This is a genomic window from Microbacterium sp. NPDC055599, assembly GCF_053618975.1.
The window spans coordinates 143,902-157,421 of the sequence record NZ_JBSHIM010000003.1 but is presented as its reverse complement, the minus strand read 5'-3'; the positions used below and the strand labels follow the sequence as shown (position 1 = coordinate 157,421).

The window sequence follows — 13,520 nt, the reverse complement described above, 5'->3', positions numbered from 1 at the left end:
GACATGGAGATCACGACCAGCGACCTCGGGCTCGCCGCCCGCGTCCAGCACCTGAAGAAGACCTACGGCTCCGGTGAGGGCACGGTCCACGCGCTCGACGACGTGAGCGTCGGCATCCGCCGCGGCCAGTTCACCGCGATCATGGGGCCGTCCGGCTCCGGCAAGTCCACGCTCATGCACATCATGGCCGGGCTCGACAGCCCCACCGAGGGCCGGGCGTGGATCGGCGACACCGAGATCACGGGGCTGAGCGACCTCGACCTCACGCTGCTCCGGCGCCGCCGCGTCGGCTTCATCTTCCAGGCGTTCAACCTGGTGCCCACGCTCGACGCCCTCGGCAACATCCTGCTGCCGTTCGAGCTCGACGGTCGCCGGCCGAGCGCGATCGAGCGGGCCCGCATCGACGGCCTCATCGACACCCTCGGTCTCGGGCCGCGCCTCGGGCACCGTCCCCACCAGCTGTCGGGCGGCCAGCAGCAGCGCGTCGCGATCGCCAGGGCGCTCGCCACGGCCCCCGACCTCGTGTTCGCCGATGAGCCCACCGGCAACCTCGACTCGAAGACCGGCCGGGAGGTGCTGCGCCTGCTCGCCTCCGCGAGCCGCGAGCACGGCCAGTCGATCGCGATGGTCACGCACGACGCGATCGCCGCGAGCCACGCCGACCGGGTGCTGTACCTGGGCGACGGCCGCATCGTCGCCGACCACCCCCGCCAGACCGCCGAGCAGATCTCCGCGTACATGCTGGCCGCCGAGGTGACGGCATGACCGCCGTCGCGACCGTCGTCCCGGAGACCAGGGCGACCGGTCCTCGCCTGGGCTGGCTGCGCGACCGCGGCATGGGTGCGAGCATCCTGGTCGCGGCGCTGTCGGCCGCCTTCGGCGTCTTCCTCGTCGAGATCACCGCCTACATCGGCGCGGTGCTCCAGTCCGACCCGTTCATCGGCGACAGCGGCACCCTCGCCGTCGTCGTCGCGATCCTCTCGGTGCTGCTCACGGCGGTGGCGATGTACGTGGCCGCGATCGTCACGGCCAACACGTTCTCGACCATCATCGCCGGCCGCACCCGTCAGATCGCCCTGCTGCGCCTGATCGGTGCCACCGCGCGCTCGCAGCGCGGACAGGTCGGACGACAGGGACTCATGGTGGGTCTGCTCGGTGCCGCCATCGGGCTCCTCGCCGGCCTCGCGCTCTCCGCGGCGGCCGTCGAGATCGGGGGACGGTTCGTCGCCAACGCCCCGACGGACTTCACGCTCGCGCAGCCCGCGCTCGCACTCCCGGCGATCGGCGTCGCGCTCACGACGTGGGCGGCCGCGTGGGTGGGGTCGCGCCGCGTGCTCGCTGTCACGCCGTTGCAGGCGCTCGGCGGAGCGGTCGAGCGCACGCACGATGAGGTCTCGGGCCGGACGGGGCGCCACGTGGGGGCGTGGGTGCTGCTGATCTCGGGTGCCGCGCTGCTCGCGGGCGGCGTGATCCTCGGGCTCGTGACCCCGCTCGGCGTGGTCGTGGCGTTCTTCGGCGGCATCCTGTCGTTCACCGGGCTCGCGCTCGGGTCGGTGCTGTTCATGCCGCCCGTGCTGCGGCTCGTCGGTCGCCTGTTCGGATCGAGCGCGACCGCACGGCTCGCGGCCGAGAACGCCCTCCGCTACCCGGAGCGCTCGTCGCGCATGGCGATCGGCGTCGTGATGGGCGTGACCCTCGTGACCATGTTCGCCGTGGCCCTCGAGTCCGCCAAGCGCCTCATGATGAGCCAGACCACCGAGGAGATCCCGCCGGAGTTCTTCGCGCCGTTCGACGCCTTCGCGGCCATCATGATGGTGCTCGTGGCGGTGTCGGCGGTGATCGCCGCGGTCGGTCTGGTCAACCTGCTCACGATCGGGGTCGTGCAGCGTCGGCGTGAGCTGGGGCTGCTGCGGTCGATCGGCCTCTCCAACGGACAGGTGCGCCGCTTGGTGCTGCTGGAGGCGACGCACATCACGGTCGCCGCGACCCTCACCGGGCTCGTGCTCGGCGTGGCCTACGGCTGGATCGCGGCGCAGTCGCTGCTCGGCTCGGTGCCCACGCTGCCGGAGTTCACCCCGGCCGGCCTCGTCGCCCCGCAGGTGCCGTGGCTGCCGGTCGTGATCATCGTCGCGGCGACCGCGGTCCTCACGCTCGTGGCGGCCGCGACGCCCACGCGCCTCGCGACGCGCGTGGCACCGGTCGAGGCGCTCGCCGCGGACTGACGCCCCTAGGCTGGACGGGTGCCGTCGCCGTTCGATCAGTCCACGTATCAGGTCCGCCTCGACTGGGGGGTCGCCGGGCTCCGGCGGCTCGCGCCGTCCGACGTGATCGTGGTGGTCGACGTGCTGCGGTTCTCGTCCGTCGTGGCGGAGGCTGTCGCGGAGGGCGCCGAGGTCCCGCTGGCCGGAGCGCTCGAGTGGTCGCGCAACGGGGCGGCGGTCGCGGCCGCTGCTCCGGCCGAGGCCACGGTGCTGCTCGGCTCGCTGCGCAACGCCCGGGCCGTGGCCGCAGCGGTGCAGGCGGAGCAGGAGCGTCGTCAGGGCCGCACCTCGGTCGCGATCATCCCGGCGGGAGAGCTCGACGAGGCAGGGGAGCTGCGCTTCGCCGCGGAGGACCTGCTGGGGGCCGGAGCGATCGCGGCGGCGCTCACCGACCGCGGCATCGACCACACGGCACCCGATGCGGCCGTCGCGGCCGAGGGTTTCCGGGCGCTGCGGCGGGCGCTGCGGCACCTGGTGGGGGCCACCGGCTCCGCGCGCGAGCTCGCGGCGGGCGTCGCGGCCACGGAGCGCCTGACCGCTGCGGGGCTCACCCCCTTCGCCCCCGTCGAGGCTGCGGCACTGGATGCGATCGACGCGGTGCCGGTGCTGCGCGAGGGGCGGTTCGTCCGTCACACCTGAGCGCGCGGTGCCACCGGTCGCACGGCGGACCGCCGCGCCGACGAGCCGATGACGGTGGCGCGGCGTAGGGTCGGGGCATGAGATACCTCCCCGCTCTCATCGTCGACGCCGTGCTCGTCCTGGTCTTCGCCGCGATCGGGCGGGCATCCCATCAGGAAGACCCGGCCGGGTTCCTCCTCACCGCCTGGCCCTTCCTGGTCGCGCTGCTGGTCGGATACGCGGTGGCGCTGCTGCTGCCGGCACGACCGCGGCGACCGTGGTCGCTGGCGTGGGGTGCCGTCGTGTGGGTCGTCACGGTCGCGGGCGGCATGCTGCTGCGGGTGCTGAGCGGCGACACGGCCGAGGTGCCCTTCATCGTGGTCGCGTCGATCGTGCTGGGGCTGTTCCTGGTGGGCTGGCGGGGGCTCGCGGCGCTGGTGCGGCGTCTGCGCGCGTCGTCCGACCGGGGCTCGGCCTCCGCGCCGCAGACCCGCCCGTCGGCGGCGGCGTTCCCCGCGGCCGTGCCGGAACCGGGTGTGGCGGCCACGCGTGCCCCGGAGGCGTCGGCGGCGGACGATCCCGCCGAGGCGCCGGAGTCGCGCGACCCCGATCCCGCCTGAGCCGGGTCGCGGCGGACGGCGACTGCGCGGAGCCGCGGGTGTCGTCAGCGCGGCAGCTGCGCCGCGACTCGGGCGTCCGTGGTGATCTCGCGGCGCGTCCAGGCGAAGAGGTGCCGGGAGTCGAACGTCCGCGAGCACCGGGCGCACGAGGTGGCCCGCGTCGGGCGGCGGTGGCGATAGGTCACGTGCCCCGCGGGGCAGTGCCCCACCCACGGCGCCAGCTCGACCGCGGTCTCGCCGTGGTGGGTGGTGCCGCCGACGTAGCCCAGGTCGGCGGCGACGCGTTTCCACGCGGGGCCGTGCGCCGCCGCGTGACCCGCGAGCGCATGCGCCACCTCGTGCAGAAGGACCTGGTGGATCTCGTCGTCCTCGAAGCGGGCGGCGAGGTAGCGCGACACCGTGATGCGCTTGTTCGTGTAGTCGCACTGCCCGGCACGGCGCTTGGCATGGTCGAAGTCGAACGTCCAGCTGTCGTCGAGGTGCAGCCGGATCAGTGCCTCGCCCCAGACGCGCACTCGGGTCAGTTCCGCCATGGGCTCAGGGTAATCCACGGCGGGGACATCGGGGTGCTGCGGCTCAGCCCGCGATGAGCTGCGACGGTCGGTGCCGTTCGGCGGCCTCGATCGCCAGCAGCACGGTCTCCAGCTCGCTGTCGTCCGCGCCCGACTCGCGCCGCAGGAACAGCGACTGCTTGAAGCTCTCCCGCGCGGTGTCGAAGTCGCCGGCCTCGTAGGCGTTCTTGCCGTGGTGCTGGTAGGCGAACGCGGCGATCGACAGCCAGCGCTGCCCCTCGGCCTCGGAGGCGCACGTGGCCAGCTCCTGCTCGGCGGCCGCATGGGCGCCGCGGTACTGCAGGATCGTGGCGTGCAGCACACGGGCGCGCAGCACGTCCCGGCGGGTTCCGGCCATCCGCGCCTGGCGCACGGTCTCCTCGGCGAGCACGAGCGCCTCGTCGAGACGGTCGAGCACCTTCAGCAGCCACACGCGCTCGAGCAGTGCGGGCAGGGAGCGCTGCTCCTCGATCTCGGTCAGGCGGGCAGCGCACTCGTCGAGATCGACCAGTTCGCGGAGGGTCTCCCGGTCGTAACCCCGGATCAAACTCATTGCTCTCCTTCTGATGCGTCCCCGCCGCGTCCCCGTCCAGTGTGCCTGGCGTCTGCGCGGTCTCGAAGGCGGCGCGCCCTGGTCAGCGCAGGAACAGCGATGCGTCAGGGCGGGGCGACGCGACGGCGTCCGCGTCCGTCACGACGCGAGCTCCCTGGAGGAACGCCTCCGCCTCCGCGCCCTGGGCGATCTTGGCGGGGTGGGGTCCGGCCGCGAGCAGTCGCGGCAGCCACTCGGTGGGCAGCGGCGCGGCGGATGCCGCGAGCACGAGGTTGCCGAATCGCCGTCCCTTGAGCACCTGCGTGTCGGCGAGGATGCCGAGCTCGGGCAGCACGGCGGCGATGGTCGCGGCCTGGCGCCGGGCGAACGCGAGCCCCGGTCCGTCCGCGACGTTCACCAGCAGCACGCCACCGGGGGCGAGCAGCCCGGAGAGCTCGCGGTAGAACTCGACGCTCGTGAGATGGGCGGGCGTCTGCGCGCCGGAGTACACGTCCGACACCACCAGGTCGCAGGCGTGGTGCAGTGCGGCGGGCAGGCGCCCCACACCCTCCCGTGCGTCGCCGATGCGCAGCCGGATGGCCGCGCCCTTCGGGAGGGGGAGGTGCTCCCGGACGAGCTGCACGAGCGGTGCCTCCAGCTCGATCACCTGCTGACGCGAGCCGGGTCGCGTGGCCTCGATGTAGCGGGGGATCGTGAGCGCGCCGGCACCGAGGTGCACGGCGGTGAGCGGACCGGCGGGCAGCTGGTCGATCACGGCGCCCATCCGCACGATGTATTCGAAGTGCAGGTGGGTCGGGTCGTCGAGGTCGACGTGCGACTGCGGGGTGTCGTCGACGATGAGCTCGAAGCCGCTCGTGAACTCCGAGGGGACGATGCGGGCGATGCCGCCGTGATCGAGCCGGGTCTGCGGGTGCTCGGTGTCTCGCGCGCGCGTCCGGCCCATGCTCCGAGCCTACGCGCTGCGCCGACCGCTCAGCGCTGGTTGCCGACCGCGCACGTCTCCTGCTCGAGCGTCTGACCGGAGACGTCCGGGGGCAGGGTGGCCCGCGCGTCGGGCGTCTCGGTCGGCGCGGGGGTCGCGGCGGTGCCGTCGGTCTCGCCCGGCGCCGGTGTCACGAGCTCCACGCCGCGGCGGGTCGCCACGTCGCCGGTCAGCTGCAGCGGCTGTCCGGACTTGATGGCCGCCCACAGCTGTTCGGCCGCGGCCTCGTTGGGCACCACGCGGTCGTCGTCGTCGGGGTCGACCACGTTGGGGTACTGCACGAAGACGAAGTCGCTGAACTTCACGTCCTTCAGGGCGAGCGCGAGCTGCGCGAGCCGGAGCGGGTCGTTGAGCGATTCGCTGGGGTCGATGTTGTCGGCCACGGCGTTCGCGATGCGCAGCACCGTCGGCACATCGGTGAGCGTCTCCTCGCTGAGCACCTTCTTCGCGAGGCGCGACATGTACTGCTGCTGGTTGGAGATGCGCGCCAGGTCGCTCTCGTCGCCCACGCCGTGCCTGGTGCGGATGAACTGCAGTGCCTCGACGCCCGACACGGTGCGCATGCCCGCCGGCCAGTCGATGCCCGTGTGCCGGTCGCGGATGCCCTCTCCCGCGATGCACACCTCGACGCCGCCGATCGCGTCGGTCACGGCCATCACGCCGTCGAAGCTGATGGCGGCGGCGAACTCGATCGGGATGTCGCCGAGCGTGCTGACGGTCTTCGCGACGCACGAGAGCCCGGCGTGCTCGAACAGGGAGTTCATGCGCGCCTTCTGCATGGCCGATGCGACGGAGCCGTCGGGCCGGGTGCACTCCGGCACCTCGACGCCGAGGTCGCGGGGGAGCGAGACGACCGTGACGTTGCGGGGCTCGGCCGAGACGTGCACGAGGAGGGTGACGTCGTTGCGGCGGAGTCCGTCGGCCTCTTCGCACCGCTCCGCGAACAGCGCGGTCGCGCGCTCTCCGCACTCGTCCGTCCCGGCGATCAGGATGCTGAAGGACTTGTCGGCGGGGTAGGCGCCGATGGTGGGCGGGTCGACCTCGGGGGCTCCCTCCAGCACCACGGCGTCGTCGCCGATGCGGGCGAACAGGTCGACGATCAGGAACGTGCCGACGCCGATGACGGAGACCAGCACGACGGCGAGGGAGATGCCGAGGAGCCGGAAGACCCGTCCGGCGGTGCTGCGCGTGCGCTGCGGGGCGTGGCGGGCGATGGTCGGGCGATCGGCGTCGTGTCCGCGGCGTGGCATAGGCGCGAGCCTACCGGCGGAGCCCGATGTTACGGGGGTGTGACGATTCTGGGAGGAACTTGCAGGGAATTAGTTAGTCGTGGATACTTTTTCCTATCCCCCGGTCTGCACCCGATGCCTACCTGGACTTTTTCAAAGAGGAGATCCCTTCATGCACAAGCGCATTCTTCCGGCAGTGGCGCTCGGCGCCGCCGCCACGATCGCCCTGGCCGGCTGTGCCGGCGGCAGTGGCGACAACGGCTCGGCCGACGGTGAGGGCAAGGAGCTCACCGTCTGGATCATGAAGGGGACCAACCCCGACGCGACCGCGTTCTACGACAAGGTCTCCGAGGCCTTCGAGGAGGAGACCGGCGCGACCGTCAAGATCGAGGAGATCCAGTGGGCCGACGCCCACGACCGCTTCGTCACCTCGATCGCCGGCGGCACCACCCCCGACATCGCCGAGACCGGCACCACCTGGACCGCCGAGTTCGCCGACGCCGGCGCGCTCCTCCCGATCGACGAGTACGTCGACGGCGAGAAGGGCCTGCGCGACGACCTGGTCGAGGGCCTCTCTGTCGCGGGCACGTACGACGACGAGCTCTACGGCATGCCGTGGTACGCCGGCGTCCGGTCGATCGTCTACCGCACCGATGTCTTCGAGGAGCTCGGGCTCGAGGCGCCGAAGACGTGGGACGACATCGTCACCGCGGGCGAGGCCATCAAGGCTGCCAAGCCCGACATGCTGCCCTTCCCGGTCGCGGGCGACGCCGAGTTCCAGGTCTACCCCTGGGTCTGGGGCGCCGGCGGCGAGATCGCCACGAAGGACGGCGACACCTGGACGAGCGAGCTGGACAGCGCCGAGTCGCAGGCCGGCATCGAGTTCTACACGGGCCTGGCCACCGAGCACGGCTTCTCCTCCGCGGGTGCCACCACCTGGAAGGAGACCGACCTCCGTGACGCGTTCACGCAGGGCAACGTCGCCATGATGCTCTCCGGATCGTGGACCCCGAACGCGCTCGTCGAGGCCAACCCGGAGCTCGAGGGCAAGATCGGCGCCGCGGTCATCCCCGGCCAGGACGGCGGCATCGCCCCGTCCGTGCTCGGCGGCTCGCACCTGTCGATCTTCAACACCACCAAGAACGCCGACCTGGCGTGGGAGTTCGTCAAGCTCATGACCACCGGCAAGTTCGCCGAGCAGTGGTCGGACGAGACCGGCTACTTCCCCGGCGTGCAGTCCGCGATGGAAGAGGCCCTCGCCTCGACCGACCCGCTCGTCGCCCCGTTCGCGGAGCAGATGGTCGACGGCGGCGCGTCCGTCCCGGTCACCCCGAACTTCGGCGCCGTGCAGGCGAAGAAGACGACCAACGCCATGATCCAGGCCATCCTCAGCGGGCAGAAGGACGTCGCGACCGCGACGAAGGACGCCGCTGCGGAGATGACCGAACTGCTCAACCAGTAAGGAACCACTCCTTCCATGTCGATGGTGCAAGCGCCACTGCCGGCCACGAAGGCGGAGTCCACCTCCGCCTCCGTGGCCGGCGGCCGGAAGAAGCGAGGACTCTCGCTCGTCACGGCCCGTCCCTGGCTTCTCCTCGCGCCCGGGCTGATCATCCTCGCGGTGCTCATGCTCTGGCCGCTCGTCCAGGTGTTCATCTACTCGCTGCAGGACTACGGACTGCGCGAGATCAACACCGGCGAGAACAACTGGATCGGCCTGGACAACTACGTCGAGGCGCTCACCAACCCGACCCTGTGGACGGTGGTGCTCCCCAACACGGTCGGCTTCGCGGCCGTCGCGGTGTTCACCACCGTCGCACTCGGGACCCTGGTCGCGCTGCTGCTCGCGCGCCTCGGCACCGTGTGGCGCACCATCGTGTCCAGCTGCATCATGGTCGCGTGGGCGATGCCCGCCGTGACCGGCACCTACGTCTGGACGTTCATCTTCGATGCCGACCGCGGCATCTTCAACTCGGTGCTCCAGGACCTCGGCCTCATCGACGGCCAGGTCAACTGGTTCACCAACCAGTGGTCGTTCTACGCGATCGTGCTGCTCAACGTCGTGCACCACGGCTTCCCGTTCGTGGCGATCACGGTCCTCGCCGGGCTCCTCGGCGTCTCGAAGGAGATGCTGGAGGCCGCGGCCCTCGACGGCGCCGGTGCATGGCGCCGGTTCTGGAAGATCATCTTCCCCACGCTCAAGCCCGTGTTCTCGGTCGTCATCATCCTGTCGACCATCTGGGACTTCAAGGTCTTCGCGCAGGTCTACCTGATGCCCGGCGGAAGCGGCGGCAACCGCCAGGTGCTGAACCTGGGCGTGTGGTCGTACGTGGAGTCGTTCGGGCAGAACCGCTACGGCTTCGGCGCCGCACTCGCGGTGCTGCTCACCCTCGTCCTGATCGGCATCACGATCGTGTACATCCGGTCGCTCATGAAGGAGGACGAGCTGTGAACCCGCGCCCCCGGCTCCGCTCCCGCATCGGTCTCGGGATCGGCGTCGCCGCCGTCCTGATCTTCACGCTGTTCCCCGTGTACTGGATGGTCTCCAGCGCACTCGACGGCAAGGCCTCCAGCGGTGGGCAGTCGCTCCTGCCGCAGGAGTTCACGTTCGACAACTTCGCGTTCGTGCTCACCGAGGGCGGCTTCGGCACCTACCTGCGCAACTCCGCCATCGTCGCGCTCGTCACGGTGCTCGTCAGCGCGCTGGTGTGCCTGCTCGCGGCGGTCGCCGTCGCGCGCTTCCGCTTCAAGTTCCGCACCACGATCCTCATGATGATCCTGGTCGTGCAGATGGTGCCGCTCGAGGCGCTCGTGATCCCGCTGTTCCTCCAGGTGAAGAGCCTCGGCCTGCTCAACAGCATCATCGGTCTGATGGTGGTGTACGTGGCGCTGTCGCTCGCGTTCGGCATCTGGATGCTGCGCGGCTTCGTCGCCGCCGTGCCCGTCGAGCTGGAGGAGGCCGCGTACATCGACGGCGCCAGCTGGTGGCGCATGTTCCGCTCGGTGCTGCTGCCGCTGGTGATGCCGGGTCTCGTCGCGACCAGCATCTTCAGCTTCATCACCGCCTGGAACGAGTTCATCTTCGCGATGACGATCCTCGGTGCCCAGACCGACCAGTACACGGTGTCGATCGGCCTCAAGTCGTTCTTCGGCCTCTACTCCAACGACTGGGGCAGCATCATGGCCGCATCGACCATCATCACCGTGCCGGTCATGATCTTCTTCGTGATCGTGCAGCGTCGGCTCTCCGCCGGCATGGTCGCCGGGGCGGTGAAGGGATGACCGACGAACTGGAGCGCCTGGCGAACGGCGTGCTGTGGCCGGGCTTCCTCGGTACGGAGGCGCCCGCGTGGCTTCTCGATGAGCTGCGCGATGGACTGGCCGGTGTCGTGTACTTCGGGCAGAACGTCGGAGAGGGGCTGCCGGCGCTGAGCGCCCAGATCCTCGACGCGAACCCCGCGGCGCTGATCGGCGTCGACGAGGAGGGCGGCAGCGTCACGCGCCTGGAGTCGGCCACCGGTTCCACGCTCCCCGGCGCGGCGCAGCTCGGCACGCTCGACGATCTCGTCGCCTCGGAGCGCACCGGTGCGGAGCTCGCCCGCCGCGTGCGGGCGGTGGGCGGGAACGTCGTGCTCGGCCCGGTCGCCGACGTCAACACCGATCATCGCAACCCGGTCATCGGCGTGCGGTCCTTCGGCGCGGACACGGAGCTCGTGTCGCGCCACGCGGTCGCGATGCTCGACGGCATCCAGGACGGCGGGGCGGCGGCGTGCGTGAAGCACTTCCCGGGTCACGGCGACACCCACGTCGACTCGCACCATGCGCTGCCCCGGATCGACCTCGACCTCGACGAGTACGAGCGCGAGCACCTGGAGCCGTTCCGTGCCGCGGTGGAGGCGGGCGTCGACGCCGTCATGACCGCGCACATCGTAGTTCCCGGGTGGGGCGACGCTCCGGCGACCCTCAACCCGCGCGTGCTCGGCATCCTGCGCGACTGGGGCTTCGACGGCGTGATCATCACCGACGCGCTCGACATGGCCGCGATCCGCGAGACCGTCGGGCTCGGCGGCGGCGCGGCACGCGCCCTCGCCGCCGGCGTCGACCTGCTGTGCATCGGCAATCCGACCAACCCCGGCGAGGCGGCGCTGCCCGACCAGGATCTGCGCGACTTCCGTGCTGCGCGCGACGGGATCGTGGCTGCGCTGCGCGACGGCTCGCTGTCGCGCGAGCGCGTGGAGGAGGCCGCGGGACGCGTGGCCGCCCTCGCCGCGAAGCTGCAGGCGCAGGCCGCCCGCGAGCACGCCGGGCAGCAGCCCGTGGACGGCTTCGACGCGCAGGACATCGCCCGGCGCGCGGTGACCCTCGTGGGCGCGGCGCCGGAGTCGGCCGAGGCGCTCGCGGTGATCGACGCCCGCCGTCGCTCGACCCTCGCCGTCGACAGCGCCGCGTCGTACGTGGCCAGCGCCCTCGCGGGCGACGGTGTGCGCGTCCGGCTCGATGTCGCCGCGCGTCCCGTGACGGAGCAGGACGACGTGATCGCCGAGGTCGTCGCGGCCCCGGGCGCCACGGTGGTCCTGGTCGACCGGCCCGACGCGGAACCGGCACAGCGCGCCCTCGTGGAGCGCACGGCCGCCCGTGACCCGCACGCGGTCGTGGTGAACGTCGGGCTCCCCGCCCGCACGCCGCTTCCCCTGCCGACCGTCGAGGTCGGGGCGGCCAGCAGGCTCGGGGCGCAGACCGCACGGGAGGCACTCCTGGGTCGCTTCCCGCTACGGCAGAGGTCGACCACCGCCGGTTGAGACGGGATCAGCGCATGGACGACGACGTTCTGGCCACGGTGCGGCGCTCCCTGCCCAGGCTGAGCGCGGCCGAGGGCCGCGTGGCCGAGACCATCCTCGGCGACCCCACGCTCGTCGTCGACCTCGCGATCAACGATCTGGCGCAGCTGTGCCGCACGTCGCTGTCCACCGTGGCGCGGTTCGCCCAGTCGCTGGGGTTCAGCGGCTACCGCGAGCTGCGGGTCGCGGTCGCCCGCTCGGTCACGCTCGCCCAGGCGCAGCAGGCGCGCTTCGGCCTGGACACCACCGCGATCGATCCGCACGACGGGCCAGGCGCGATCGCGGCGAAGCTCGCGGCGCAGGAGATCGACGCGATCGAGAAGACCGCCCGTGCGCTCGATGAGGCCGCCCTCGACCGGGTCGCGCGTGCGCTGGTGGCCGCCCGCCACATCGACCTGTTCGGTCAGGCGGCGTCGTCGCTGACGGCGCAGGATCTGCAGTTGAAGCTGTCGCGCATCGGGTGCTCGGTGTCGCACTCCGCCGATCCGCACCTGGCGATCACGACCGCGTCGCTGCGTTCGCCCGAGGACGTCGCGATCGCCTTTTCGCACGGCGGGGAGACGGCCGAGACGGTCAGGGCGCTGGAGGTGACGCGCGACACCGGAGCGCTCGCGGTCGCCGTGACCAGCGATGCGGACTCCCCGCTCGCGGCGGTGGCGGACGTGGTGCTGCTCAGCCAGGCGCAGGAGTCGCCGTATCGCATGGCGGCGATGTCGAGTCGGATCGCACAGCTCGCCCTGATCGACGTGCTGTTCGTGCGCGTGGTGCAGCACCGCGGGGAGCCGGTGGCCGTGTCCCTGCAGCGCACGCACGATGCCGTGCCGCCGCGCCGTCCGCGCCGCGCGTAGGGGGTGGCGGCAGGGGGCTCAGTCCACGTGGTCGCGGGTGCTGGCGATCGCGCGCGTGGCGATGCGGTGCGCACGGGCCAGGCTGCCGCTGAGCGAGAGCCCGGCGAGCACCCCGGCGAGGAAGCCGCCGGCGAACGCGTCTCCCGCGCCGATCGTCTCCACGACGGGCGCGTCGAGGGCGTCGCTCTGCGCGCGATCCCCGCGGTCGAACGCCACGGCGCCGGCCGGGTCGGTCACCACGACGAACTGCGGCTCGGGGAACAGCGCGCGGAGGGCGTCGGGGTCGCTCGTGCCGAACACCGCCGCGGCGTCCGGCCTGGTGCAGAACAGCACGTCGGCGTCGCGGGCGAGTCCGCCCAGCAGGCGCTTCGCGTGGTCTTCCCTCCCGCGCCAGAGCGCCGGGCGCCAGTTGAGGTCGAAGCTCAGCAGCGCGTGAGCGGGACGGTGGTCGCGGAACAGCGCATCCTGCGCGGCGGCGGCCGAGTCCGACAGGGCTGGCGTGATGCCCGAGGTGTGCACGAGCGCGGCGCGGGCGAGGAGGGCAGCGGCCGCGGGCGTCTCGAGGGTGCGCGGAGACAGTGCGGCGGCGGCCGACCCTGCCCGGTAGTAGTGCATCGTGCCCTCGACCGTGCCGTCCGGTCGGGGCGACAGCTCCTTGACGTACAGCCCGGTCGGCGCGTCCGCATCGACCTCGATCGCGCTGTCGTCCACGCCGTGGGCGCGGAGCTCGCCCGTCAGGAACCGGCCGAACCCGTCGTCGCCGACGCGCGAGACCACGGCCGTGTCGACTCCCGCCGAGGCGAGCGCGATCGCGGTGTTCCACTCCGCGCCCGCGAGCGACCGGTCGAACGTGCGGCAGATCTCCATGGCACCGGCGGTGGCCGGGACGAGGGCGACCATGCCCTCGCCGAAGCAGACGGCGAGCGGGGTGGACTCTGGCACGTTCTCGACGGTACCCGATCCCGAGTCCCGCGCGTGTCGATACCGGATCGCAACCTCCGGCTATTTGGCATCCGCGAT

The 13,520-nt window shown here is 72.0% G+C and carries 14 protein-coding genes; 9 read left to right on the top strand and 5 right to left on the bottom strand.

All coding sequences use genetic code 11. From position 1 onward, the window contains the following. Positions 1 to 3 precede the first annotated feature (3 nt). From ACWGQ1_RS03960 to ACWGQ1_RS03945, 4 genes are all read left to right on the top strand, one after another. Positions 4 to 765, top strand: a complete 762-nt coding sequence (locus ACWGQ1_RS03960) for an ABC transporter ATP-binding protein (RefSeq protein WP_136029774.1) — start codon at positions 4 to 6, stop codon at positions 763 to 765. Next, the gene (locus ACWGQ1_RS03955) at positions 762 to 2,222 is read left to right on the top strand and encodes an ABC transporter permease (protein WP_247638390.1); all 1,461 of its coding nucleotides are present in this window, start codon (positions 762 to 764) and stop codon (positions 2,220 to 2,222) included. The genes ACWGQ1_RS03960 and ACWGQ1_RS03955 overlap by 4 nt, the downstream gene beginning before the upstream one ends. 18 nt (positions 2,223 to 2,240) lie before the next feature. Further along, on the top strand, positions 2,241 to 2,900 hold the full coding sequence (locus ACWGQ1_RS03950; RefSeq protein ID WP_247981277.1) for a 2-phosphosulfolactate phosphatase: 660 nt from the start codon (positions 2,241 to 2,243) through the stop codon (positions 2,898 to 2,900). Positions 2,901 to 2,977: 77 nt separating this feature from the next. Continuing rightward, positions 2,978 to 3,499, top strand: a complete 522-nt coding sequence (locus tag ACWGQ1_RS03945) for a DUF3054 family protein (RefSeq protein ID WP_452312403.1) — start codon at positions 2,978 to 2,980, stop codon at positions 3,497 to 3,499. A gap of 44 nt (positions 3,500 to 3,543) precedes the next feature. Here the strand turns inward: ACWGQ1_RS03945 and ACWGQ1_RS03940 are convergent, their stop codons facing one another. The 4 genes from ACWGQ1_RS03940 to ACWGQ1_RS03925 all read right to left on the bottom strand — a co-directional run bounded on the left by ACWGQ1_RS03940 (position 3,544) and on the right by ACWGQ1_RS03925 (position 6,835). Further along, positions 3,544 to 4,032, bottom strand: coding sequence for a SprT-like domain-containing protein (locus ACWGQ1_RS03940; protein WP_136045618.1), 489 nt, complete (start codon positions 4,030 to 4,032; stop codon positions 3,544 to 3,546). A gap of 43 nt (positions 4,033 to 4,075) precedes the next feature. Next, positions 4,076 to 4,603, bottom strand: coding sequence for a hypothetical protein (locus tag ACWGQ1_RS03935; RefSeq protein WP_136045617.1), 528 nt, complete (start codon positions 4,601 to 4,603; stop codon positions 4,076 to 4,078). Between the two features lie 82 nt (positions 4,604 to 4,685). Continuing rightward, positions 4,686 to 5,546, bottom strand: a complete 861-nt coding sequence (locus tag ACWGQ1_RS03930; RefSeq protein WP_136032281.1) for a spermidine synthase — start codon at positions 5,544 to 5,546, stop codon at positions 4,686 to 4,688. A 29-nt stretch (positions 5,547 to 5,575) separates the two neighbouring features. Next, positions 5,576 to 6,835, bottom strand: a complete 1,260-nt coding sequence (locus tag ACWGQ1_RS03925; RefSeq protein ID WP_366627111.1) for an LCP family glycopolymer transferase — start codon at positions 6,833 to 6,835, stop codon at positions 5,576 to 5,578. A 151-nt stretch (positions 6,836 to 6,986) separates the two neighbouring features. Here ACWGQ1_RS03925 and ACWGQ1_RS03920 point away from each other — a divergent pair, with 151 nt between their 5' ends. From ACWGQ1_RS03920 to ACWGQ1_RS03900, 5 genes are read left to right on the top strand one after another with little or no spacing between them, the layout of a single operon-like run. Continuing rightward, positions 6,987 to 8,276, top strand: a complete 1,290-nt coding sequence (locus ACWGQ1_RS03920) for a sugar ABC transporter substrate-binding protein (RefSeq protein ID WP_136032286.1) — start codon at positions 6,987 to 6,989, stop codon at positions 8,274 to 8,276. Positions 8,277 to 8,291: 15 nt separating this feature from the next. Beyond that, entirely contained in the window at positions 8,292 to 9,266 is a 975-nt protein-coding gene (locus ACWGQ1_RS03915) for a carbohydrate ABC transporter permease (RefSeq protein WP_136032289.1), read from the top strand. Then, the gene (locus ACWGQ1_RS03910; protein WP_136032291.1) at positions 9,263 to 10,096 is read left to right on the top strand and encodes a carbohydrate ABC transporter permease; all 834 of its coding nucleotides are present in this window, start codon (positions 9,263 to 9,265) and stop codon (positions 10,094 to 10,096) included. The genes ACWGQ1_RS03915 and ACWGQ1_RS03910 overlap by 4 nt, the downstream gene beginning before the upstream one ends. Beyond that, positions 10,093 to 11,613: a glycoside hydrolase family 3 N-terminal domain-containing protein gene (locus ACWGQ1_RS03905; RefSeq protein ID WP_366627114.1), complete on the top strand. Its 1,521-nt coding sequence runs from the start codon at positions 10,093 to 10,095 to the stop codon at positions 11,611 to 11,613. The genes ACWGQ1_RS03910 and ACWGQ1_RS03905 overlap by 4 nt, the downstream gene beginning before the upstream one ends. A gap of 14 nt (positions 11,614 to 11,627) precedes the next feature. After that, the gene (locus ACWGQ1_RS03900; protein WP_136032295.1) at positions 11,628 to 12,500 is read left to right on the top strand and encodes a MurR/RpiR family transcriptional regulator; all 873 of its coding nucleotides are present in this window, start codon (positions 11,628 to 11,630) and stop codon (positions 12,498 to 12,500) included. An 18-nt stretch (positions 12,501 to 12,518) separates the two neighbouring features. On the opposite strand, the gene ACWGQ1_RS03895 is transcribed toward ACWGQ1_RS03900, so the two are convergent. Continuing rightward, entirely contained in the window at positions 12,519 to 13,442 is a 924-nt protein-coding gene (locus tag ACWGQ1_RS03895; protein WP_452312402.1) for a PfkB family carbohydrate kinase, read from the bottom strand. Between the last annotated feature and the right edge of the window lie 78 nt (positions 13,443 to 13,520).